The sequence below is a fragment of the Burkholderia pyrrocinia genome, from assembly GCF_003330765.1.
Taxonomy (GTDB): Bacteria; Pseudomonadota; Gammaproteobacteria; order Burkholderiales; family Burkholderiaceae; genus Burkholderia; species Burkholderia pyrrocinia_B.
Window position 1 is genome coordinate 2,758,138 of record NZ_CP024902.1, and the last position, 21,161, is coordinate 2,779,298.

The 21,161-nt window shown below is 67.5% G+C and carries 24 protein-coding genes; 13 read left to right on the top strand and 11 right to left on the bottom strand.

Features of this window, described 5'->3' with window-relative positions:
• The first annotated feature begins 23 nt into the window (after nt 1-23).
• Entirely contained in the window at nt 24-638 is a 615-nt protein-coding gene (locus tag CUJ89_RS13410; RefSeq protein ID WP_114177742.1) for a TetR/AcrR family transcriptional regulator, read from the top strand.
• Between the two features lie 39 nt (nt 639-677).
• On the opposite strand, the gene eco is transcribed toward CUJ89_RS13410, so the two are convergent.
• Nucleotides 678-1,178 (bottom strand): serine protease inhibitor ecotin, encoded by a 501-nt coding sequence (eco, locus tag CUJ89_RS13415; protein ID WP_114177743.1) that lies wholly within the window; start codon nt 1,176-1,178, stop codon nt 678-680.
• 143 nt (nt 1,179-1,321) lie between these two features.
• Here eco and CUJ89_RS13420 point away from each other — a divergent pair, with 143 nt between their 5' ends.
• Complete coding sequence (locus CUJ89_RS13420; protein ID WP_114178606.1) at nt 1,322-1,645, top strand: hypothetical protein; 324 nt, start codon at nt 1,322-1,324, stop codon at nt 1,643-1,645.
• Between the two features lie 205 nt (nt 1,646-1,850).
• Here the strand turns inward: CUJ89_RS13420 and CUJ89_RS13425 are convergent, their stop codons facing one another.
• Complete coding sequence (locus CUJ89_RS13425) at nt 1,851-2,252, bottom strand: hypothetical protein (protein ID WP_114177744.1); 402 nt, start codon at nt 2,250-2,252, stop codon at nt 1,851-1,853.
• 117 nt (nt 2,253-2,369) lie between these two features.
• Between CUJ89_RS13425 and CUJ89_RS13430 the strand changes: the two genes are divergently transcribed.
• Both CUJ89_RS13430 and CUJ89_RS13435 read left to right on the top strand, forming a co-directional pair.
• The gene (locus tag CUJ89_RS13430; protein ID WP_114177745.1) at nt 2,370-2,750 is read left to right on the top strand and encodes a DUF5594 family protein; all 381 of its coding nucleotides are present in this window, start codon (nt 2,370-2,372) and stop codon (nt 2,748-2,750) included.
• Between the two features lie 159 nt (nt 2,751-2,909).
• Nucleotides 2,910-4,277: an MFS transporter gene (locus CUJ89_RS13435; protein WP_114177746.1), complete on the top strand. Its 1,368-nt coding sequence runs from the start codon at nt 2,910-2,912 to the stop codon at nt 4,275-4,277.
• Nucleotides 4,278-4,308: 31 nt separating this feature from the next.
• Here CUJ89_RS13435 and CUJ89_RS13440 read toward each other — a convergent pair whose 3' ends face one another.
• The 3 genes from CUJ89_RS13440 to CUJ89_RS13450 form a co-directional block, all read right to left on the bottom strand.
• On the bottom strand, nt 4,309-4,902 hold the full coding sequence (locus tag CUJ89_RS13440) for an AAA family ATPase (RefSeq protein WP_114178607.1): 594 nt from the start codon (nt 4,900-4,902) through the stop codon (nt 4,309-4,311).
• Entirely contained in the window at nt 4,895-6,316 is a 1,422-nt protein-coding gene (gene otsA / locus CUJ89_RS13445; protein WP_114177747.1) for an alpha,alpha-trehalose-phosphate synthase (UDP-forming), read from the bottom strand. The genes CUJ89_RS13440 and otsA overlap by 8 nt, the downstream gene beginning before the upstream one ends.
• A gap of 141 nt (nt 6,317-6,457) precedes the next feature.
• Entirely contained in the window at nt 6,458-6,655 is a 198-nt protein-coding gene (locus CUJ89_RS13450) for a hypothetical protein (RefSeq protein ID WP_114177748.1), read from the bottom strand.
• Between the two features lie 286 nt (nt 6,656-6,941).
• Here CUJ89_RS13450 and CUJ89_RS13455 point away from each other — a divergent pair, with 286 nt between their 5' ends.
• Both CUJ89_RS13455 and CUJ89_RS13460 read left to right on the top strand, forming a co-directional pair.
• Entirely contained in the window at nt 6,942-7,493 is a 552-nt protein-coding gene (locus CUJ89_RS13455) for a hypothetical protein (RefSeq protein WP_114177749.1), read from the top strand.
• Nucleotides 7,490-7,984 carry a hypothetical protein gene (locus tag CUJ89_RS13460; RefSeq protein ID WP_114177750.1) on the top strand — a complete coding sequence of 165 codons (495 nt, stop codon included), beginning with the start codon at nt 7,490-7,492 and terminating at the stop codon, nt 7,982-7,984. Before CUJ89_RS13455 ends, CUJ89_RS13460 begins: the two co-directional genes overlap by 4 nt.
• A gap of 69 nt (nt 7,985-8,053) precedes the next feature.
• Here CUJ89_RS13460 and CUJ89_RS13465 read toward each other — a convergent pair whose 3' ends face one another.
• Together CUJ89_RS13465 and CUJ89_RS13470 are read right to left on the bottom strand one after the other, a co-directional pair.
• Nucleotides 8,054-9,391, bottom strand: a complete 1,338-nt coding sequence (locus tag CUJ89_RS13465; protein WP_114177751.1) for an AAA-associated domain-containing protein — start codon at nt 9,389-9,391, stop codon at nt 8,054-8,056.
• 22 nt (nt 9,392-9,413) lie between these two features.
• Complete coding sequence (locus tag CUJ89_RS13470) at nt 9,414-11,171, bottom strand: ABC transporter permease (RefSeq protein ID WP_114177752.1); 1,758 nt, start codon at nt 11,169-11,171, stop codon at nt 9,414-9,416.
• A gap of 463 nt (nt 11,172-11,634) precedes the next feature.
• Here CUJ89_RS13470 and CUJ89_RS13475 point away from each other — a divergent pair, with 463 nt between their 5' ends.
• Nucleotides 11,635-11,901, top strand: coding sequence for a hypothetical protein (locus tag CUJ89_RS13475; protein WP_114177753.1), 267 nt, complete (start codon nt 11,635-11,637; stop codon nt 11,899-11,901).
• A gap of 57 nt (nt 11,902-11,958) precedes the next feature.
• Here the strand turns inward: CUJ89_RS13475 and CUJ89_RS13480 are convergent, their stop codons facing one another.
• Entirely contained in the window at nt 11,959-13,275 is a 1,317-nt protein-coding gene (locus tag CUJ89_RS13480; protein WP_114177754.1) for an ATP-binding protein, read from the bottom strand.
• Nucleotides 13,259-13,984 (bottom strand): response regulator, encoded by a 726-nt coding sequence (locus tag CUJ89_RS13485; protein WP_114177755.1) that lies wholly within the window; start codon nt 13,982-13,984, stop codon nt 13,259-13,261. Before CUJ89_RS13485 ends, CUJ89_RS13480 begins: the two co-directional genes overlap by 17 nt.
• 224 nt (nt 13,985-14,208) lie before the next feature.
• Here CUJ89_RS13485 and CUJ89_RS13490 point away from each other — a divergent pair, with 224 nt between their 5' ends.
• Nucleotides 14,209-14,757: a periplasmic heavy metal sensor gene (locus CUJ89_RS13490; protein ID WP_114177756.1), complete on the top strand. Its 549-nt coding sequence runs from the start codon at nt 14,209-14,211 to the stop codon at nt 14,755-14,757.
• 70 nt (nt 14,758-14,827) lie between these two features.
• Here CUJ89_RS13490 and CUJ89_RS13495 read toward each other — a convergent pair whose 3' ends face one another.
• The gene (locus CUJ89_RS13495; protein ID WP_114177757.1) at nt 14,828-15,526 is read right to left on the bottom strand and encodes a pirin family protein; all 699 of its coding nucleotides are present in this window, start codon (nt 15,524-15,526) and stop codon (nt 14,828-14,830) included.
• A 372-nt stretch (nt 15,527-15,898) separates the two neighbouring features.
• On the opposite strand from CUJ89_RS13495, the gene CUJ89_RS13500 reads away from it, so the two are divergent.
• From CUJ89_RS13500 to CUJ89_RS13515, 4 genes are all read left to right on the top strand, one after another.
• Entirely contained in the window at nt 15,899-16,675 is a 777-nt protein-coding gene (locus CUJ89_RS13500; RefSeq protein ID WP_114177758.1) for an ABC transporter substrate-binding protein, read from the top strand.
• Between the two features lie 216 nt (nt 16,676-16,891).
• On the top strand, nt 16,892-17,581 hold the full coding sequence (locus CUJ89_RS13505; protein WP_114177759.1) for an ABC transporter permease: 690 nt from the start codon (nt 16,892-16,894) through the stop codon (nt 17,579-17,581).
• Nucleotides 17,578-18,291, top strand: a complete 714-nt coding sequence (locus CUJ89_RS13510) for an ABC transporter permease (protein ID WP_114177760.1) — start codon at nt 17,578-17,580, stop codon at nt 18,289-18,291. The genes CUJ89_RS13505 and CUJ89_RS13510 overlap by 4 nt, the downstream gene beginning before the upstream one ends.
• Before the next feature lie 18 nt (nt 18,292-18,309).
• Nucleotides 18,310-19,089 (top strand): ABC transporter ATP-binding protein, encoded by a 780-nt coding sequence (locus CUJ89_RS13515; protein ID WP_114177761.1) that lies wholly within the window; start codon nt 18,310-18,312, stop codon nt 19,087-19,089.
• 66 nt (nt 19,090-19,155) lie between these two features.
• On the opposite strand, the gene CUJ89_RS13520 is transcribed toward CUJ89_RS13515, so the two are convergent.
• Nucleotides 19,156-19,653, bottom strand: coding sequence for a GNAT family N-acetyltransferase (locus tag CUJ89_RS13520; protein WP_114177762.1), 498 nt, complete (start codon nt 19,651-19,653; stop codon nt 19,156-19,158).
• Nucleotides 19,654-19,741: 88 nt separating this feature from the next.
• On the opposite strand from CUJ89_RS13520, the gene CUJ89_RS13525 reads away from it, so the two are divergent.
• Complete coding sequence (locus CUJ89_RS13525) at nt 19,742-20,713, top strand: LysR family transcriptional regulator (RefSeq protein WP_236654894.1); 972 nt, start codon at nt 19,742-19,744, stop codon at nt 20,711-20,713.
• Nucleotides 20,714-21,161: the final 448 nt, after the last annotated feature.

Below are 21,161 nucleotides of genomic sequence, written 5' to 3' on the forward strand. Positions count from 1 at the left end.
ATATCGACGAAGGAACGGACGCAATGGCTGAACGAGGCCGACCGAGAAGCTTCGACAAGGAAGCGGCGCTGGATCGCGCGATGGAGGTGTTCTGGCGCCTCGGCTACGAGGGTGCGTCGATGGCGGACCTGACGGCCGCGATGGGCATTGCGTCGCCGAGCCTGTATGCGGCGTTCGGCAGCAAGGAAGCGTTGTTCCGGCAAGCGCTCGAGCACTACGGCGCAACGGAGGGACGGGAAATCTGGGATGGGGTCGAACAGGCCGGCAGCGCGCACGACGCCGTGCGGAACTACCTGATGGATACCGCACGCGTGTTCACACGGCGGTCGAAACCGGCCGGCTGCCTGATCGTGCTGTCGGCGCTGCATCCGGCCGAGCGTTCCGACACCGTCCGGCAAACGCTGATTACGATGCGCGAGCGCACGGTCAAGGATCTGCGGGAGCGCCTCAGGCGAGGCGTCGCAACCGGCGAGATCTCGGCGCACGCGAACCTCGACGCGATCGCGCGGTACTACGTGACGGTTCAACAAGGGATGTCGATCCAGGCGCGCGACGGCGCAAGCCGTCGCGATCTGGAAGCCGTCGCGCAAGCCGCGCTGGCCGCGTGGCCGGCGCTCGTCGGCGCGAGCGGCGCCTAGCGACAGGATGCCGCAGCCGCACGCGGCCGCGCCGGCGCGTTACTGCTTCGCCGCGTGCTGCACGTCCTTCGACGCATGCCACACGCGATAGCGCACCTCGAAGCCGTCCGGCACATAGACGACCAACGGCAGGCGGCTGTTGTAACGCAGTAGCTGGCCGTCGCCGCGCACCTGCACGAACCGTTGCTGCGGCGCCTGGCCCGGGCAGGCCATCAGCGTCGACGCCGGCCCCTTCACATCGGTGAGCTGGTAGTACGTATAGCCCCAGCCCTTCACGTCCTCGGCGGTCAGTTCGCCACCGAACCACTGCTGGTTGCAGTCGGTCTGCAGCGTCTTGCCGATCATCAGTTCGACGCGCGCATCGCCCTCGTTCTCGAGCGCGGGCAGCGCGATCGCGACGCGCTGCTGGCCGGCCGCTGCCTGCGGAAACATCTTGATCGACTCGGCCGGCACGGCGGGCGCGGATGCCGGCCCGGCCGCGCACGCGGCGGCAGTCGTCACGCAGAAGGCGGCCAGCGCGGCCCGGATCGCGAATTTCATCGATGTGCTCCTGAAAAACAAATGAGCCGAGGATGCTAACACTTTCGTCGCAAGACCTTACGACGCTGTAATTTGACGACACAATTGCAAACAGCCAGCAATTCCCTTGCGCGGTATTTATAGGGGAATCAATGGAGAACATCATGCTGAAGCTCATTGCTGCCGCCGGCGTCGCGACCTTGCTGGCCGGCTGCGTCGTCGCCCCGGACGCCGGATACGGATACGGCTACGGGCAGCCCTACTATTCCGATCCCGGCTACGCGTACGGCCCGTCCCCCGTGTACGGCACGGTCAACATCTGGGGCGGTGGCGGCGGACGCGACTGGGATCGCGGCCGGCGCGACGGCCACCGCTGGGACGGTGATCGCGGCAACCGCGGCGGCGGCTGGGGGCGCGGCGGCGGACACCGCGGTGACTGGAACGATGGCGGCGGCGGGCACGGTAACGGTGGTGGCCATCGTCACTGACGTGCAATTGCAACCGTTTGTATCCGTGCACGGCCCGCCGACGGCCGGCGCGTCACGCAGACGAACGGACGGCCGCGGAAAAACAAAGGCCCTCGCATGAATGAAGCGAGGGCCTTTCCTTTTGTCGTCAGGTCCGGCGATGCAAACACCGGTTGATGCCGGCCCGTCCGGCACCAACCCGTTCACGCGTCGCGCGCCCGCCCGCTTACCAGCCGGCCGGTTGCGCGTAGCCGCCCGACACGGGCGCGCCGCACACATACGCGCGCTGGTAGCGGTCGTAGCAATAGTTCGGGCCATCGTCCTGGTACTGCGCCTGCTGATAGGTCGGATAGGCAGGCTGCTGGTACGCGGGCGCCTGATAGTACGTCGGCGGCTGATAGGCCGGTGCCTGGTACGCGGGCGCCTGATACACGACGGGCGGATTCATCGCGGACGTCACGATCGCGCCCAGCACCGCGCCGCCGATCAATGCGCCGATGACGGCGCCGCCGTCGCGGCCATGCGCGGACGCCGGGCCCGCCACGGCGAGCGAACCGGCGAGGACACACACTGCGGCAATCTTTTTCATGATGGACTCCCACGCGAAGTGGTACTGGATGCGATGCATTGTGGCGGCACGCGGCCGTAATAGATGCAGCAAGTGGTAACGCGCCATTACGGGTCTCACGCACGCCGAAACGCATTGCCGCCGTGCTACGATTTTCGGCACACAGGAGACGCCTTCATGCAGCCCGAAACCGCCCGCCGTTTCGATACCGAATTCGCACCGCGCATCGCGCAGGCGATCGCCGCCTTCTTCGCCGATCACGTGCTGACCGACGTCGTCCCGTACGGCGGGCACGGGCACCCGACGCGCGTGCAGATCCACAGCGCGCCGCACGAGCACGTGAGCGGCTTCGTGCATCCGCTGAACCTCGAGCTGACCTGGGACACCGACGAAATCGAGCGGCTGATGGAGCCGGACGGCCCGCAGCGCTTCGAGCACTACCTGGCCGCGCTGCCGAAAAAGCTGGGCGCGTGGCAGGGCGCGCGCGACATCGATCTCGCGTCGCGCACGCAGGCCGCCCCGCTCGTGCGGCTCGGCGGCCTCGACTTCGAAGGCTGAGTGCCGGCGTCGCGCAATGGGGCCCGGTGATACACTCGACCGGCCCCGGTCCGGTGCAGCCGCGCCGGCCGGGCCGTTCCTCGCCGCCTCCACCCTTCCGCATGGTTGCGCACGCAACCGGCAACCGGGCGCGCGGACAACCACGCTCTCGCTCCCGCCATGAACGCCGATACCGGCCTGCCGCTTCCGCAACGCTACTGGGCGATCGTCTGCGTCGCACTGGGCATCACGCTCGCCGTGCTCGACGGCGCCATCGCGAACGTCGCGCTGCCGACGATCGCGCGCGACCTGCACGCGTCCGACGCCGCGTCGATCTGGATCGTCAACGCCTACCAGCTCGCGGTTACGATCACGCTGCTGCCGCTCGCGTCGCTCGGCGAGCGCATCGGCTATCGCCGCATCTACATCGCCGGGCTCGCGCTGTTCACCGCGGCGTCGCTCGGCTGCGCGCTCGCCGGCTCGCTGCCGACGCTGGCCGTGATGCGCGTGATCCAGGGTTTCGGCGCGGCAGGCATCATGAGCGTCAACGCGGCACTCGTGCGGATGATCTACCCGTCGTCGATGCTCGGGCGCGGGCTGTCGATCAACGCGATGGTGGTGGCGCTGTCGTCGGCGATCGGGCCGACGGTCGCGTCCGCGATCCTGTCGTTCGCGTCGTGGCCGTGGCTCTTCGCGGTCAACGTGCCGATCGGCATCGCCGCGGTATTCGGCAGCCTGCGCGCGCTGCCGGCCAACCCGCTGCACGACGCGCCGTACGATTTCCTGAGCGCGCTGATGAACGCGTGCGTGTTCGGCCTGCTGATCACGGCCGTCGACGGGCTCGGCCACGGCGAAGGCCATGCGACCGTCGCGGCCGAGTTGGCCGTCGCGTGCGTCGTCGGCTACTTCTTCGTGAAGCGCCAGTTGTCTCAACCGGCGCCGCTGCTGCCCGTCGACCTGATGCGCATCCCGATGTTCGCGTTGTCGATCTATACGTCGACGGCGTCGTTCACGTCGCAGATGCTGGCGTTTGTCGCGCTGCCGTTCTGGCTGCAGAACTCGCTCGGCTTCTCGCAGGTCGAGACGGGCCTCTACATGACGCCGTGGCCGCTCGTGATCGTGTTTGCCGCGCCGCTCGCGGGCGTACTGTCGGACCGCTATTCGGCCGGCATCCTCGGCGGGATCGGGCTCGCGCTGTTCGCGGCCGGGCTGCTGTCGCTCGCGACGATCGGCGCGCATCCGGGCACCGTCGACATCGTGTGGCGCATGGCGCTGTGCGGCGCGGGCTTCGGGCTGTTCCAGTCGCCGAACAACCGTGCGATGCTGTCGTCGGCGCCGCGCGAACGCAGCGGCGGCGCAGGCGGCATGCTGAGTACCGCACGGCTGACCGGGCAGACACTCGGCGCCGCGCTCGTCGCGCTGATTTTCGGGCTCGCGCCCGATCGCGGGCCGACGATTGCGCTCTATGTCGCCACGGCATTCGCGGCGGTGGCCGCGGTCGTGAGCATGCTGCGCATCGCTGCGCCGCGGCCGGACGCAGCGACCTGACACCGCCGCACGCCGCATGCGCGTACGCGCGTCATGCGGCGTCGAGCGCGTCCATCACGAAGCGCACGCGTGCCTTCACGCTCACGCGCGGCAACTCGATCAGCCGGTAGCCATACGACGTGTAGCAATCGACCATCGCGTCGTAGGTGCGCATGGCTTCCGCGAAATCCTGCCGGCGCTCGGTGTCCTGCGCATAGATGTCGGGCCACGGCGGCGCGATGAACACGCGCCGGTGATAGCGGAAACGGCGGGCCGCGGCTTCCGCGTGCGCGGGCACCGCCAGCCCCGTCAACCGCAGGTAGCCGATCACGTCCGGCACGCCGCGGTCGAAGAACACGGGCCCGCGCGCGTGCCGCGCGAGATGGTACGAGCGCATCTCCCAGCTCAGCATCAACTCGGCGAACGCGGCCGGATCGCGCCACGGCAACGCGTGGCCGTCGACGGCCATCTGGTCGCGGATCACGCCTCGCCCAGCCTCCTGCGAGCGCGCGAAACCGGCGCGCTCGAGCGCGTCCAGCAACGTGCTCTTGCCCGAGCCCGGGCCGCCCGTCACGACGAAGAAGCGGCCGGTTGCGTCGTCGGCCGCGCCGTCCTCGGCACCGGCCCGCCGCGCGGACTCACACATGCGCAACCCGCCGGCCCGCACGCTGCGTGACCGACGCGGCCGCCGCGACACTGCGCAAATCGGCGACGAACGTATCGCGCCACACCGACAGGTCGTTCTCGCGGAGCCGCGCGAGGTTCTCCTCGTGACGCGCCTGCCGCTCCGCGAGCGGCATCGACAGCGCGCGCTCGAGCGCCTCGGCCATCTGCGACAGGTCGTACGGATTGACGAGGAGCGCGCCGGTCAGCTCGGCCGCCGCGCCCGCGAACTCCGACAGCACAAGCACGCCCGGATCGGCCGGATCCTGCGACGCGACGTATTCCTTCGCGACGAGATTCATCCCATCGCGCAACGGCGTCACATAGCCCACCTGCGACATCCGGAAGAACGCCATCAGCAGGTTGCGCTCGTACTTGCGGTTCAGGTACTGGATCGGCGTCCAGTCGAGCTGCGAGAAGCGTCCGTTGATGCGGCCGGCCTCGCCTTCGAGCGTTTCGCGAATGTGCTGGTAGGTCTGCACGTCGGAGCGGGTCGGCGGCGCGATCTGCACGAGCGACACGCGGCCCTGCCAGCCCGGCGCGTTCGCGAGCATCCGCTCGAACGACTGGAAGCGCTCGACGAGCCCCTTCGAATAGTCGAGCCGGTCGACGCTCATCACGAGCTTGCGGTCGCCAAGCGCTTCGCGCAGCATCTTCACGGGCTTGCGCGCGCCGTACTGGACGGCCGCCTGCGCGATCGCGTCGGGATGCACGCCGATCGGATAGGCGGCGACTTTCACGACGCGGCCGTGCGCATGCAGCATCCCGTCGTCGCTTGCCGCGCCGATCCCGCGCCGCTCGATATAGTCGGTGAACGCCTGCTTGTCGGCATCGGTCTGGAAGCCCGCGACGTCGTACGCGCACATGAACTTCACGAGTTCCTCGTGCGGCGGCACGAGGCGCAGCATGTCGGGCGACGGAAACGGGATGTGCAGGAAGAAGCCGATCGGGTTCTTCACGCCGAGCTCGCGCAGGTAATGCGCGAACGGCAGCAGATGATAGTCGTGTACCCAGATCAGGTCGTCGGGCCGCAGCAGCGCGGCGAGTTGCTTCGCGAGCATCGCGTTCACGCGCAGGTAGCCCGCGTACTCCTGCCGGTCGAAGCGGGCGAGATCGCCGCGGTAATGGAACACCGGCCACAGTGTCGCGTTCGAGAAGCCGCGGTAGTACTGGTCGTAGTCGCGCCGGGTCAGCCCGACCGTCGCGTACGTGACGTTGCCGTCCCGCTGGATCGCGGGTTCGGCGTCGGGCGCACCGACGATCTCGCCGTTCCAGCCGAACCAGACGCCGCCGGTTTCCTTCAGCGCGTCCATCACGCCGACCGCAAGGCCACCCGCGCTCGGGCGCGTGTCCTCGCCGGCGGCGACACGGTTCGATACCACGATCAATCTGCTCATGCGGCTTCCCCTCCTCGATTCGATAGGCTGGCGGCGCGCGGCGCGCGCCAAGGCGGACGCGGCTGCCCGAAGGCGGCCGCGCGGCGATTCAGATCCGAGAAATGCAATGAAATACGGCAGCGGAATGCGGTGACGACGAGATCAAGCGTCCTGCTCCTGGCCGAGGTCGCGTTGATAGTCGAGCCCTTCCGGGCGGGCGCCGCCCTGGTTGTGATCGCCGTCGGATGGCGTCTCGTCGGGCGCGCCGGCAGGCGGTACGGACGGCGCGTCGGTCTGCGGACGCGGGCGGTCTGCCTCCGCGTCGGGCGGCCGGTGTGAAGATCGTTTCGAACGGCGCATGGTTGGGTGTCTCATATGCGGCGCGGCTCGAGGCCGTCGTAGAAACATTCCATAACAAAACAGTCTAGGTCGGTTCCTCGCACATCAAGGTAACAATTACCTTCAATTTGTAACGTTTCGACCCCTCGCCAGCCATCTATCCGACAATAGCGCCGCGCGTACGCGCGCCATGCCGTCCGGCGATTTGTCAAAGCTTTGCAGTTTTCCTGTGACAATTGCGAAACAATGACGCGGCATGAGGGCGTGCATGCGTCGCCGCTCCCCCAGACAGGACTTGCACTCAGGGATGAACATTCGTTTCGAATCGCCGCGCCGGGCCATGCCGACGCGCGTCGTGCTGGCCGCGATCGCCACGGCTGCACTGCTGTCCGGCTGCAACTCGCTATACAGCGAAGGCGCGACCGCCGGCGCGGGTATCGCGGGCGCCGCGATCGCTTCCAAGGTCACCAACAATGCCGCCGTCGCGACGGGCATCGGCCTCGGCGCCGTCGCCGGTGCGCGGGCGGGCGTCCAGTACTCGCAGCGCGTCGCGCATCGCTACTCGCAGGATCAGATCGCGAAGGCAGCCGGCCCTCTCGACGTGGGCGGCGTCGCGCCGTGGTCGACGCACCACTCGTTCCCGATCGAAGACGACGAGCAGGGCCGCGTGACGGTCAGCCGGATGATCAGCGTCGGTCCGCTCGACTGCAAGGAAATCGTGTTCGCGGTCGACACGCCCGCGAAACCCGACAAGCCCGCGCAATCGGCGTTCTACGTCGCCACGATCTGCCGCGACGGCCCCGTATGGAAATGGGCATCGGCCGAACCCGCGACCGAACGCTGGGGCGCGCTGCAATGAGCGTCGCGATCCGTATCGCGGCAATCGGCGCGCTTTGCGCGGCGGCAGCCGCGCTGTCGGGCTGCGGGTCGGTCGGCGCGGCGAGCGGCGCGCTCGCCGGCGCGGCAACGGGCCTCGTCACCGCGAACCCGGCGGTCGGCGTCGGCGTCGGGATCGCCGTGCAGGCCGCGACCGACGAGGCCGTCAACCGCACGATGAAGCAGCTCCATCAGAACCAGCAGGACGCGATCGCGAAGGCGGCCGGCAGCCTGGCCGTCGGCGAAGTGAAACCGTGGAAGGTGAAGAACACGCTGCCGCTGGAAAACGGCGAAGGCGAAGTGCGCGTCACGCGCGCGTACGCGTCGGCGCTCGCGCTGTGCAAGGAATTCGCGTTCTCGGTGAAGGACGGTGACAAGGCCGACTGGTATTTCGCGAATGCATGCCAGCAAGGCACGCACTGGAAGTGGGCGTCGGCCGAACCGGCCGTCGACCGCTGGGGCAGCCTGCAGTAACGGCGCGATGCCCCGCTCATCGGCCACACATCGCGCGCGGATGCCGGGCCGTACGGCCCGGCGTGTCGATCAGGACTCGACGTCCTCGAGGCTGAAGATCTCGGTCTGGTCGTTGTACGAGAAGATCTCGCCGTAACGGCCCCAGTCGATCACCGCGTCGAGCGTCTCCTCGGCCGCGCCGTCCGACAGGGAATCCTCCAGCTCCTGCTCGAAGCGCACGCGCGGCGCGCGATGTCCCGGGCGCTCGTTCAGCACCTTCTTGATCCGCGCGGCGAGCGGCACATGCTTCAGCAGGTGATCCGCGAACATCAGCTTGCGCTCCTGCGTGCCGAATTCCGCGAACACGCGCCCTGGCGGCGTCAGGAACACGTCGCCTTCCCGCACGTCCGCGAAACCGAGGTACTGCAGCACTTCGGCAATCGGGAACAGGTCGTCGACTTCCAGATGCAGCGTGCGCGCGATTTCCGGCATGTCGGCGCGGCCGTGGTACGGCGCCATCGCGAGCGTTTCGATCAGACCGGCCATCAGGTTGGTCGACACCTGCGGCAGCCAGCTGCCGAGTTCGAGCCCCTTCTTCGTCGCCTCGCCGGTCTGGCGGGCCGTCATCTTCGCGTAGATGTCGTCGACCAGCTTGCGAAACGCCGGGTCGAGACGGTTGCGCGGATGCTTGAACGGCACCTTGATTTCGGCGATCACGCGGCCCGGGTTCGACGACAGCACAAGGATCCGGTCGCACATGAACACGGCTTCCTCGATGTTGTGCGTGACGATCAGCACCGACTTGATCGGCATCCGCCCTTGCGTCCACAGGTCGAGCAGGTCGGTACGCAGCGTCTCGGCCGTCAGCACGTCGAGCGCGGAGAACGGCTCGTCCATCAGCAGGATCGTCGGATCGACGACGAGCGCGCGCGCAAAGCCCACGCGCTGCCGCATGCCGCCCGACAGCTCGCGCGGGTACGCGTTTTCGAAACCGTCGAGACCGATCAGGTCGATTGCGGCGAGCGCACGCTCGCGCCGCTCGCGCGCGCCGACGCCGAGCGCTTCGAGGCCGGCCTCCACGTTCTGCAGCACGGTCAGCCACGGAAACAGCGCAAAGGTCTGGAACACCATCGCGACGCCTTCGGCCGGGCCGCGCAGCGGCTGGCCGAGGTAGGTCACTTCACCGCCGGTCGGTTCGATCAGGCCGGCGATGATCCGCAGCAGCGTCGACTTGCCCGAGCCGGAACGGCCGAGCAGCCCGACGATCTCGCCTTCGCGCAACGCCAGGTTCGCGTCGTCGAGCACGAGCAGTTCGCCCTGCGTCTTGTTGAAGCCGCGGCAGACGTGATCGACGCGCAGGATTTCCTCACCGAGGCGCGGTGGCTGGGACGTCTGGACGGGGGCGTGTACAGCATTCGGATTGTGCATCGCGTTTCGCTCTCAATCGGTCTCAGTCGAGCCGCAGCTTCGCTTCGGCGAAGGCATACAGCGGGCGCCACAGCAGGCGGTTGAACAGGGTGACGAACAGGGACATCACGGCGATGCCCAGGATGATCTTCGGGAAGTCGCCGGCGGCGGTGGTCTGCGCGATGTATGCGCCGAGGCCGTGTGCCTCGATCTTGGTCGTGCCCCACTGCACGGCTTCCGACACGATGCTCGCGTTCCACGCGCCGCCCGATGCGGTGATCGCACCCGTGATGTAGTACGGGAAGATGCCCGGCAGGATCGCCTGCCGCCACCATTGCCAGCCACGGATGCGGAAATTCGTCGCTGCCTCGCGGTAGTCGTTCGGATAGGACGTTGCGCCGGCGATCACGTTGAACAGGATATACCACTGCGTGCCGAGCACGATCAGCGGCGACAGCCAGATGTCGGGGTTCAGGTGGAAGCGCGCGATCACGATCACGAACACCGGGAACAGCAGGTTCGCCGGAAACGCGGCCAGAAACTGCGCGAGCGGCTGCAGCTTCTCGGCCAGCCTGGGGCGCAGCCCGACCCACACGCCGATCGGCACCCAGATCACCGACGCGATCGCGATCAGCACGACCACGCGCAGCAGCGTGATGAGCCCGAGCATGAGCACGTGGCCGACCTCGGCCATCGTCACGCCGGTCGAAACGAAACTGACGACGCGCCACACGATATAGGCCGTGCCGATCAGCACGAGGGCCGCCCACACGATGTCGACCGTACGCGACGCCTTCTTCTCGACGCGCGGCAGCGTGAAGCGCATCGCGCCGGACAGCGGCAGGCGCAACGGAATCCGCGCCGCCTTGGCGAAGAACCAGCCGGCCGGCACGAGCAACTGATGGATCAGGCGCGTGCGGCGCACGAGGTCGAGCAGCCACGACTCCGGCGCGTTGCCCGAGCTCGTGTTCTCCATCCGGAACTTGTCGGCCCACGCGACGAGCGGGCGGAACAGGAACTGGTCGTACGCGAGGATCACGACCGTCATCGTGAGGATCACCCAGCCGATCGCGCCGAGGTTCTTGTCCGAGATCGCCTGCGCGAGATACGAGCCGACCCCCGGCAGCGTGATCGTCTGGTTGCCGACCGTGATCGCTTCCGACGCGACGACGAAGAACCAGCCGCCCGACATCGACATCATCATGTTCCAGATCAGGCCCGGCATCGAGAACGGCACCTCGAGCTTCCAGAAGCGCTGCCAGGACGTCAGGTGGAAGCTCCGCGACACTTCGTCGAGATCGCGCGGCACCGTGCGCAGCGACTGGTAGAAGCTGAACGTCATGTTCCACGCCTGGCTCGTGAAGATCGCGAAAATCGCCGCGAGCTCCGCGCCGAGCACGCGGCTCGGGAACAGCGCGAGGAAGAACGTGACCGTAAACGAGATAAAGCCGAGCACCGGCACCGACTGCAGGATGTCGAGGATCGGGATCAGCACCATGCCCGCGCGCCGGCTTTTCGCGGCCAGCGTGCCGTAGACGAGCGTAAACGCGAGCGACGCGACCATCGCGGCGAGCATCCGCAACGTGGTGCGCAACGCGTATTCGGGCAGGTTCGACGGATCGAGCGAGATCTTCTGCGTCTGCAGGGTCCCGATCGGCGCCATCGTTTCGTGGAAACCGACGATCGCCATCGCAAGCAGGCAGATGATCAGCGGGAACGCGATGAAATCCCACCGGTTCGGCAGAACGCGCCACGCGGACGCGTTGGCGGTCCGGTTCGGATTGAAGAATCCGACGTCCATCAGGCGCTCTCCCCGGTAAGGCCGAACGAAGCCGGCAGTCGATGTTGATTCATGGCAAAGCGCACGGGCGCGGTAATTCGATTGACTGACGGTCTCACGCAGGCGCGATCCGCCGTGCGTGCATGCGCTGCCGCGCGAGTCCCGGTCGAGTCGGCCCGCGACGGCACGACACTACACCAACCTGTATTTCAGGTACAACCGTCCGGGGGCGGTGCAACCACCGTGCCGCGCGAGCGCGCACGGGGCGTGCCCGACGCGGCCGGGCGGCAGGCGCGCGGTAAGGCGCAGCCCGGCCGCAGTCTTCCGGCCGGCATGCAGGCCCGAATTATGCCGTGATCCGGGCCGGCCGTGAACCCGCCCGCCGCACACGGACACAAACCGGGCCGGGCATCCGGAGACGAACACGGCGAAGCGGGTATGATCGGGGCTGGCCCTCAGGGGATCGACGAGCGGGAGGAAGGGAATGGCAGGAAACTTGGTGATCGTCTGTCGCGATCAGGATGCCGACGCATTCTACGAACTGATGCAGGAGTACGGGTCATTCCAGACGCGGCTGTCGTCGACGGCGTGGTACCTGAACATGAACGTCGTGCCGGAATCGCTGCAGGAGGAAATCCTGGAGCGCCTCGGCCGGTATACGACCGTCTACATCTTCGAGGCCACCAGCGTGACCTACAACACCGTCGACAGCAACGCGGCCGAGACGCTCGGCACGCTGTTCGGCGAATGATGCCGCGCGGCGGCGGCCGGGCCGGGCAGGCGGCCCGGCAAGCGCCGCATGCGCCGCTTACGCAGCCTGTGCGTGGGGTTCGTCCTTCGGCACGACCTCGAACGGGAACGTCATCGCGACGCGCAGCCCGCCTTCGGGGCGATTGCCGATGTCACACGCCCCGCCCAGCCTGAGCACGAGCCGTTCGACGATCGCGAGCCCGAGCCCACTGTGGCCGTTCCCGCCGCGTGCGGGATCGAGCCGCACGAACGGCCGCGTGGCGGCCGCCAGGTCGCGCGGCGCGATCCCGCCGCCACTGTCGCTGACCGACAACACGTAGCCGGCCGGCGTGCGCGCCGTCTCGACGAGCACGGGCGGTGCGCCATACGCATGCGCGTTGTCCAGCAGGTTCGACAGGATCCGGTCGAGCGTCGCCGTCGGCAGGCGGAAGCCCGGATCGGCGTCGAGCCGCGTCTGGACCGTCGGTGCATTCGGCGCGACCGCGCGATAGCTGCGTGCGATCCGCTCGCACGCGTGATCGACCGGCACGGGCTCGCTGCGGTCGGACCCGCCGTGCGCAAACACCAGAAACTGGTCGACGATGTGCGACATCGAGTCGACATCGCGCACGACGCCGTCGCGCAAGCGCACGTCGTCCATCATTTCCGCGCGCAGGCGCATCCGCGCCAGCGGCGTGCGCAGGTCGTGCGCGACGCCCGCCAGCATCACCGCGCGGTCGCTGTCGGCCTGCGACACCTGTTCCACCATCTGGTTGAAGCCGTGCGTGAGCTGGCGCAGCTCGCGCGGGCCGCGCTCGCGCAGCGGCGGTACCGGCTGCCCGCGGCCGAAGCGCGCGACCGCGCGTGCGAGCGAGCGCAGCGGCTGCTGCAGCTGCCAGGCCGCGAATAGCGCGGCGATCACGCCGGCCGAGAAGATCGTGCCGAGCCACAGCAGCATCCGGTCGAGCGAGCGCGGCGGCCGCAGCGGCTGCACGGGCACCACGATCCAGTTGCGGTCGGTCGGCTCCTTCACCCACAGCACGGGCGGATGGCCGGGTGCGCCGATCTCGACGCGCGTGCCACGCGGCATCCGCTCGCTCACGTCGTCACGGAACCGCTTGAGCGGCGCCGGCAGGCTCGACGGGTCGCCCTTCGGCACGTCGGCGCTGTCGGGCGTCACGAGCCGCACACGCGACGGCAAAGGCTGGTCGGGCGTGCGCTCGACGTGCTGGCGCACCGCGTCGACCAGGAACGCGGCCTCTTCGACCGCATAGCGCGTCTGCATCTGGTTGCGCTCGAGCCGCATCGCGAAAAACCACGCGAAGTGCGACAGGAGCAGGACACCGACGACGAGCAGCGCCAGCCGCCCGAACAGTGAATCAATGGGTTTGCGCATGGGCCTCGCCGTCGGGCACGAACACGTAGCCGCGCCCGCGCACCGTCTGGATGAAGCGCGGCGTCGACGGATCCGTTTCGAGGATGCGGCGCAGGCGCCACACCTGGACGTCGATGCCGCGGTCGGTGCCGTCGTACTCGGGCCCGTGCAGCAGCTCGAGCAGCCGCTCGCGCGTGAGCGTGCGCAGCGCATGGTTCACGAAGATCTTCAGCAGCGCGAATTCGCTGCTCGACAACGTGGCCGGCTTGCCGTCGACCGACAGCGTGCGCGCCTGGAAGTCGAGCATGAAGCGTCCGAACGCGAACGGCTCGCGCTGTTCGGGCGCGGCCGCCGACGGCGTCGCGCGGCGGCGGCGCAGCACGGCCTGCACGCGCGCGAGCAGCTCGCGCGGGTTGAACGGCTTGCCGAGGTAGTCGTCCGCGCCGAGCTCGAGCCCGACGATGCGATCGACGTCGTCCGCACGCGCGGTCAGCATGATCACGGGGATGTCGTCGCCGGCCGCGCGCAACTGGCGCAACGCGGTCAGGCCGTCCACGCCCGGCATCATCAGGTCCAGCACGATCAGGTCGGGGCGCTCGCGCTCGAGACGCTTCTCGAGCGTCGCCGCGTCGTGCAGCACGGACACTTCCATCCCCTGGCGCACGAGATAGTCGCGCAGCAGGTCTCGGAGTTCTTGGTCGTCGTCGACGATGAGGATCTGGGTAGTCATGGCTCGAAGTTTACCGCGCGAGGGCGGAGTCGAAGAACGAAACAAAGGGACGAAAGGGTTACTGCGGGTTACCGCGCAAGGGAACTGTAATGCACCGTAACCGGACCACCACCCCGCGTAACACCGGCCGGGGCCTGCATCGCTAACCTGCGTCTTACCGGATGCGGTACACGGCTTTCCCCGTACCGCATCGCCGGACCCTTTGGATACAAGGAGTTTCTGAAATGTATAAGAAGACTTCCCGCGTGGCCATCGCGGCCGCCACTGTGCTCGCTCTCGCATTCGGCACCGCGCATGCCGCGCAGCCCAACGACATGCCGCCGCCGGGCGGCCCCGGCATGCACCAGATGCACGGGCACGACGGCGGCCCGTTCGGCGTAGTCATGAAACTGCACGACCAGTTGAAGCTCAACGCGTCGCAGGAACAGCAATGGCAGACGGCCATCAACACGATGAAGCAGAACCATGATGCGATGCGCAAGAGCCACGAGCAGATGCGCGAGCAGTTCAAGGCGCAGCAGAACCAGCCGATCCTCGACCTGAGCGCGATGCACACCGCGCGCCAGCAGGCCGAGCAGCAGAACGCACAACTGCGCGAGCAGACGTCCGCCGCGTGGCTCACGTTCTACAACGGGCTGAACGACCAGCAGAAGACCACGGTCAGCACGGCGCTCAAGCAGCAGTTTGCAAAGATGGAGCAGCGCCACGAGAAGATGAAGGAACGCTGGCAGCAGCATCGCGCGGCCAAGGCTGCGTCGGCGCCGGCGCAGTAAGCCGGCGGGCCGCTCCCCGGAGCGGCGCCGAAGGGGACGCGGGCACCGGCCTGCGTCCCCTTTTTTAATTTCAGGCGACGTCGAACAGCAGCACCTCGGCCGCACGGCCGCGCGCGAACGCCACCGCGTCCACGCCGCCGATCCGCGCGCCGTCGCCGGCGGCCAGCGCGCGGCCGTTGACCTCGATGTCGCCGCGCACCACGTGCACGTAGGTGCTGCGCCCGGCCGGCACGTCGAACGCCGCCGCCTCGTCGCCATCGATCAGCCCCGCGAAAATGCGTGCATCCGCACGCATCGACAGCGCGCCGTCATCGCCATCCGGCGACGCGACGAGCCGCAGCCTCCCGCGTTTCTCGTCGTCCGTGAAGCGCCGTTCCTCGTAGCCGGGCCGCCCGCCCCGCTCGGCCGGCTGTAGCCAGATCTGCAGCAGATGCAGCGGCCGGTCGCGCGACGCGTTGGTTTCGCTGTGCACGAGCCCCGTGCCGGCACTCATCCGCTGGATGCCGCCAGCCCGGACGATCGCGCCGCTGCCGAGGCTGTCGCGGTGCGCGAGCGCACCGCCCAGCACATAGGTGACGATCTCCACGTCGCGGCGCGGCTGCATCCCGAAGCCGCGCGTCGGCGCGATCAGGTCCTCGCTCAGCACACGCAGCGCGCCGACGGGCGAATGCGCGTTCGCGGCGCGGCCGGCGGGCGGAAAGCTGTGACTCGATTCGAGCCAGCCGTGATGCGTGTGGCAGCGGTCTTCGGCACGGCGGATCTGGAACATGGGGCGGACACTCCGGGAGGCGGGTTCTCTTATCGGGTTTACCTCCACTGTAGGGGGGGCAGATGGCGCCACAATCCACCGCCCACGCACTGCATCGTTGCACCCGCACGCCCAATTGTCGTAATACTCGTTGCGAATGCCACGATTGCCGCAACAACCGGATCAAAGAATCGAGGAATCGATCGGTCGCGCCGGATTGCCGTTTTCCGGGTATCGCGTTCGGGTAAAATACCGCCCTTTTGGCGTTCGCCGTTCCGGCGGCTGCCATCGCCAGAGCGCCGATCGGCGAATTTTGGCCGTCTAGAATACGCCGCGGCGCCCGGTCCGACCGGCCGCAAGCGCCCGCGGAAAGTCAGCAACAGAAGGATGCAAATGAAGAAGGCCGCCCTGTGCGCCGCCCTCGCCCTCGTGGCGGGCAGCGCCTTCGCGAAGGAGTGGAAGACCGTGCGGATCGGCGTCGATGCCAGCTACCCGCCGTTCGAGTCGACCGCGCCGAGCGGCGAGATCGTCGGTTTCGACGTCGATCTCACCAAGGAAATCTGCAAGCGGATCAACGTGAAATGCGTGTGGGTGGCGCAGGATCTCGACGGGGTCATCCCGGCGCTGAAGGCGAAGAAGTACGACGTCATCGTGTCGTCGCTGACCGTCACGGACAAGCGCCGCGAGCAGATCGACTTTTCCGACAAGGTATACGACGCGCCGGCGCGGATGATCGCGAAAACCGGCTCGCCGCTGCTGCCGACGGTCGCGTCGCTCAAGGGCAAGCACGTCGGCGTCGAGCAGGGCTCGACGCAGGAAACCTACGCGAAGGCGTACTGGGAACCGCAGGGCGTGACGATCGTTCCTTACCAGAACCAGGACCAGGTCTATGCCGATCTCGGCTCGGGCCGCCTCGACGCGACGCTGCAGGACGAGCTGCAGGCCGACTACGGCTTCCTGCGCACGCCGCGCGGCAAGGGCTTCGCGTTCGCCGGGCCGGAAGTGAAGGATCCGAAGACGATCGGCGACGGCACCGCGATCGGCCTGCGCAAGGAAGATACGGACCTGAAGCTCAAGATCAACAAGGCGCTGGCCGACATGCACAAGGACGGCACGTACGACCGGCTGTCGCACAAGTATTTCTCGTTCAGCGTCTATTCGACCCGCTGAGCGCCGACAAGAGGAAGCAACGGATGCGGGGCGGCCCCGCGTCCGGGCAGTACAGGCAGTCAACCACGCGCCGCCCGCCCCCTTGCCCGTCGCTCGCGCGCCGGGCCGGCCCGGCACCGTTGCCGGGGCGGGAGGTCATGATACGCACGGGGCGTTCCGCGCAGCTTGGCGGGCGCGTCTTTCGCGGCGCACAACGTGAGCCGTCAAGGACCACATATGTTTCTACAAGGTTACGGCCCGCTGATCCTCGCAGGCACCTGGCAAACCGTCAAACTGGCGGTGCTTTCGCTTGCGCTGTCGTTCCTGCTGGGTCTGCTCGGCGCAGGCGCGAAGCTGTCGCGCAACCGCTTCACGCACGGCGCCGGCACCGTCTACACGACGCTGATCCGCGGCGTGCCCGACCTCGTGCTGATGCTGCTGCTGTTCTACAGCCTGCAGATCTGGCTGAACATGGCGACCGACGCCATCGGCTGGGACCAGATCGACATCGACCCGTTCCTCGCCGGCGTGCTCGTGCTCGGCTTCATCTACGGCGCGTACTTCACCGAGACGTTCCGCGGCGCGTTCCTGTCGGTGCCGCGCGGCCAGCTCGAGGCCGGCAGCGCATACGGGATGACGAACTGGCAGGTGTTCACGCGGATCATGTTCCCGCAGATGATGCGCTTCGCGCTGCCGGGCATCGGCAACAACTGGCAGGTGCTCGTGAAGTCGACCGCGCTCGTGTCGATCATCGGCCTGGCCGACGTCGTGAAGGCGTCGCAGGACGCCGGCAAGGGCACGCTGCGGTTCTTCTTCTTCACGCTGATCGCGGGAGCGGTCTACCTCGCCATCACGACGATCTCGAACTTCGTGCTGATGTGGCTCGAAAAGCGCTACTCGACCGGTGTCCGCAAGGCTGACCTATGATCGAACTCATCCAAGAATACTGGCGCAACTATCTCTACACGGACGGTTACCGCATCACCGGCGTCGCGATCACGCTGTGGCTGCTAGTCGTGTCGATCGGCCTCGGCTTCTGCCTGTCGGTGCCGCTCGCGGTCGCGCGCGTATCGAAGCGGAAGTGGCTGTCGAGCGCCGTGTGGCTGTACACGTACGTGTTCCGCGGCACGCCGCTCTACGTGCAGCTGCTGCTCTGCTACACGGGCCTCTACAGCCTGCAGGCCGTGCGCGGCACGCCGATGCTCGACGCGTTCTTCCGCGACGGGATGCACTGCACGCTGCTCGCGTTCACGCTGAACACCTGCGCGTACACCACCGAGATCTTCGCGGGCGCGATCAAGGCGACGTCGTACGGCGAGATCGAAGCCGCGCGTGCGTACGGGATGACGCCGTTCACGATGTATCGCCGCGTGATCCTGCCGTCGGCGCTGCGCCGCGCGCTGCCGCTGTACAGCAACGAAGTGATCCTGATGCTGCACGCGACGACGGTGGCCTTCACCGCGACCGTGCCGGACATCCTGAAGATCGCCCGCGACGTGAACTCGGCGACCTACATGTCGTTCCACGCGTTCGGCATTGCCGCGCTGCTCTATCTCGTGATCTCGTTCACGCTCGTGTGGTTGTTCCGTCAGGCCGAGCGTCGCTGGCTCGCGTATTTGCGCCCGCAAGGCAAGTAAGTTTTCGCAGGACTATTGATGAATTCCCAGACTCAGAAGCTTTTCGTCGACGATCTGCACAAGCGGTACGGCGACAACGAGGTGCTCAAGGGCGTATCGCTGAAGGCGAACTCGGGCGACGTGATCAGCGTGATCGGCTCGTCCGGCTCCGGCAAGAGCACGATGCTGCGCTGTATCAACTTCCTCGAGCAGCCGAATGCGGGCCGCATCGTGGTCGACGGCGAGGAAGTGCGCACGACGGCCGACAAGTCGGGTGCGCTGCGCGCGTCCGATCCGAAACAGCTTCAGCGCGTGCGCACCAAGCTGTCGATGGTGTTCCAGCACTTCAACCTCTGGTCGCACATGAACGTGATCGAGAACGTGATGGAAGCGCCGGTGAACGTGCTCGGCATCCCGAAGAAGGAAGCCGAGGAGCGTGCACGCGAGTATCTGGAGAAGGTCGGCCTCGCGCCGCGCGTCGAGAAGCAGTATCCGTCGCACCTGTCGGGCGGCCAGCAGCAGCGCGTTGCCATTGCGCGCGCGCTCGCGATGCATCCGGACGTGATGCTGTTCGACGAGCCGACGTCGGCGCTCGACCCGGAGCTGGTGGGCGAAGTGCTGAAGGTGATGCAGAAGCTCGCCGAGGAAGGCCGCACGATGATCGTCGTCACGCACGAGATGGGCTTTGCGCGCAACGTGTCGAACCACGTGATGTTCCTGCACCAGGGCCGCGTCGAGGAAGAAGGCGTGCCGGCCGAGGTGTTTGCCAACCCGAAGAGCGAACGCCTGCGCGGGTTCCTGTCGGGCAGCCTCAAGTAACGCACGACACGCGAACGGGCGCCCCGCGGTTCGCCGCGCGGCGCCCGTTTTGCGTTTACATCCTGATCAAGCGGCGCTTACCGGCTCGCTGCCGGCGAACGCGCGCAGCGCGTCGCCCGCGAGCCGGTAACGCACCCATTCGCTCTGCGGCGCCGCACCGACGCGCTCGTAGAAGCGGATCGCCGGTTCGTTCCAGTCGAGCACGCTCCATTCGAAACGCCCGCAGCCCGACTCGACCGCGATCCGCGCGAGCGTCTTCAGCAGCCGCAGCCCGGCGCCGGCGCCGCGAAAACGCGGCGACACGTACAGATCCTCGAGATACAGCCCCTGCCGGGCGAGCCACGTCGAATACGAGAAGAAATACACGGCGAAGCCGGCCGGCTCGCCGTCGACCTCGCACACCAGCGCGCGCGCCGGCGACCCTTCGCCGAACAGGCTGCGCTCGAGCGACGCGGGCGTCGCGACCACTTCGTGCTCCGCTTTCTCGTAGACAGCCAGCTCGGTAATGAAACGCAGGATCTGCGGCACGTCGGCGACGGTGGCGGAACGGATCTCGATTTGCACGGATTGGGCCCTCCTCCGGCCCGGATTTGAAACGGTAAGCGGCGCCGCGCAACCGCGCTGGCGTCGAGCAAACCATCATGCTACGTTCATGCTCCGCCTGCAGGAAGTGCAGTTTCTTCATTCCGACCTGAACATGATGCATCCCGACCTGCGCCGTCTCGACCTGAACCTGCTGCTCGCATTCGACGCTCTGTACCGCCACCGATCGGTCGCCGCGGCCGCGCACGAGCTCGCGATGAGCCCGTCCGCGCTGAGCCACGCGCTCGCGCGGCTGCGCGACGCGATCGGCGACGCGCTGTTCGTGCGCCTCGGTAACGAGATGCAGCCGACCGTGCGCGCCGACGACATCGCCACATGGGCCGGCGACGCGCTCGACGCGATGTCGAAGGGGCTCGCCCGCGCGCGCCGCTTCGATCCCGCGCAAAGCGATCGCACGTTCGTGTTCGCCGCGACCGACTACACGGCGTTCGCGGTGCTGCCGGCGTTCCTCGCGCGCATCCAGCACGTCGCGCCGCGGCTGCGGATCCGCGTCGTCCATTCCGACCGGAAGATTTCCGTCGACGAACTCGCGGCCGGCCGCATCGATTTCGCGCTCGGCTACCACGAGGAATCGGCGGCCGACGCGGCGGGCATCGAGGATTTCGACTGGTTCTCCGACGACTACGTCGTGATCGCGAGCGCCGCCCATCCGGACATCCGCCGGCGGCTGACGCTCGAGCAGTACCTTGCGGCACGCCACGTGGTCGTCACGCCGTGGAACGAATCGCGCGGCGTCGTCGACTACGTGCTCGATCGCCTCGGCCTCGCGCGGCAGGTCGCCGTGCAATTGCCGACCGTGCTGGCCGCGCCGTTCGTGATCGCGGAATCCGCACTCCTGATGACCGTGCCGAACCGCGCCGCGCAGGCGCTGCGGCACGCGGCGCCGATCCGCATCTTCCCGGCGCCGTTCGAGATCCCGCGCTACACGGTGAAGGTCTACTCGCACGCGAAGCATGCGCGCACCGATGCGCACCGGTGGATTCGCGCGCAGCTGCTCGACGCACGGCCGGGCCCCGGCTGAGCGAAGCGCGCCAGTGCGGCGCGCCTTGCGCGACACGTGTTGCAGGCACCAGCCAGCGGCCGCCGACGGCCGCCAATTCATTACGAAATACTTACCAATTTCTCGTCTTGGGCGCTTACGCTCGCGCCCCGACAACGTCAATAGTGGCAATCCTTGACCCCTGTTCGCGGAATTCGTGTCTCCCTTGCGGGACAAGGGTTTTCCGGTAATTGCGAACCCTTAGGGCACCTGATGCGCACTGTGTTGCATGGCAATTTGGCGACACGTGTTAGTCAAACAACGATTTCCATCGCCACAAAATTGTATTTTTGCTAAATTAGTAACCAAAGTAGCAAAACGAAGTTCGTGAAATGTAGTTTAGCTTCACGACACTACAAGGAGACCCCGCAGGCCGACCCGGCTGCGCGGGACCGCTCAACGGTTTTCCGTCTGCTTGCCCGCGTGCTGC

Bases quoted from the DNA above. Each gene is read 5' to 3' on its own strand.
- CUJ89_RS13410 (WP_114177742.1), top strand. From the start codon at position 24: ATGGCTGAACGAGGCCGACCGAGAAGCTTCGACAAGGAAGCGGCGCTG.
- eco (WP_114177743.1), bottom strand. From the start codon at position 1,178: ATGAAATTCGCGATCCGGGCCGCGCTGGCCGCCTTCTGCGTGACGACT.
- CUJ89_RS13420 (WP_114178606.1), top strand. From the start codon at position 1,322: ATGCTGAAGCTCATTGCTGCCGCCGGCGTCGCGACCTTGCTGGCCGGC.
- CUJ89_RS13425 (WP_114177744.1), bottom strand. From the start codon at position 2,252: ATGCATCGCATCCAGTACCACTTCGCGTGGGAGTCCATCATGAAAAAG.
- CUJ89_RS13430 (WP_114177745.1), top strand. From the start codon at position 2,370: ATGCAGCCCGAAACCGCCCGCCGTTTCGATACCGAATTCGCACCGCGC.
- CUJ89_RS13435 (WP_114177746.1), top strand. From the start codon at position 2,910: ATGAACGCCGATACCGGCCTGCCGCTTCCGCAACGCTACTGGGCGATC.
- CUJ89_RS13440 (WP_114178607.1), bottom strand. From the start codon at position 4,902: ATGTGTGAGTCCGCGCGGCGGGCCGGTGCCGAGGACGGCGCGGCCGAC.
- otsA (WP_114177747.1), bottom strand. From the start codon at position 6,316: ATGAGCAGATTGATCGTGGTATCGAACCGTGTCGCCGCCGGCGAGGAC.
- CUJ89_RS13450 (WP_114177748.1), bottom strand. From the start codon at position 6,655: ATGCGCCGTTCGAAACGATCTTCACACCGGCCGCCCGACGCGGAGGCA.
- CUJ89_RS13455 (WP_114177749.1), top strand. From the start codon at position 6,942: ATGAACATTCGTTTCGAATCGCCGCGCCGGGCCATGCCGACGCGCGTC.
- CUJ89_RS13460 (WP_114177750.1), top strand. From the start codon at position 7,490: ATGAGCGTCGCGATCCGTATCGCGGCAATCGGCGCGCTTTGCGCGGCG.
- CUJ89_RS13465 (WP_114177751.1), bottom strand. From the start codon at position 9,391: ATGCACAATCCGAATGCTGTACACGCCCCCGTCCAGACGTCCCAGCCA.
- CUJ89_RS13470 (WP_114177752.1), bottom strand. From the start codon at position 11,171: ATGGACGTCGGATTCTTCAATCCGAACCGGACCGCCAACGCGTCCGCG.
- CUJ89_RS13475 (WP_114177753.1), top strand. From the start codon at position 11,635: ATGGCAGGAAACTTGGTGATCGTCTGTCGCGATCAGGATGCCGACGCA.
- CUJ89_RS13480 (WP_114177754.1), bottom strand. From the start codon at position 13,275: ATGCGCAAACCCATTGATTCACTGTTCGGGCGGCTGGCGCTGCTCGTC.
- CUJ89_RS13485 (WP_114177755.1), bottom strand. From the start codon at position 13,984: ATGACTACCCAGATCCTCATCGTCGACGACGACCAAGAACTCCGAGAC.
- CUJ89_RS13490 (WP_114177756.1), top strand. From the start codon at position 14,209: ATGTATAAGAAGACTTCCCGCGTGGCCATCGCGGCCGCCACTGTGCTC.
- CUJ89_RS13495 (WP_114177757.1), bottom strand. From the start codon at position 15,526: ATGTTCCAGATCCGCCGTGCCGAAGACCGCTGCCACACGCATCACGGC.
- CUJ89_RS13500 (WP_114177758.1), top strand. From the start codon at position 15,899: ATGAAGAAGGCCGCCCTGTGCGCCGCCCTCGCCCTCGTGGCGGGCAGC.
- CUJ89_RS13505 (WP_114177759.1), top strand. From the start codon at position 16,892: ATGTTTCTACAAGGTTACGGCCCGCTGATCCTCGCAGGCACCTGGCAA.
- CUJ89_RS13510 (WP_114177760.1), top strand. From the start codon at position 17,578: ATGATCGAACTCATCCAAGAATACTGGCGCAACTATCTCTACACGGAC.
- CUJ89_RS13515 (WP_114177761.1), top strand. From the start codon at position 18,310: ATGAATTCCCAGACTCAGAAGCTTTTCGTCGACGATCTGCACAAGCGG.
- CUJ89_RS13525 (WP_236654894.1), top strand. From the start codon at position 19,742: ATGCTCCGCCTGCAGGAAGTGCAGTTTCTTCATTCCGACCTGAACATG.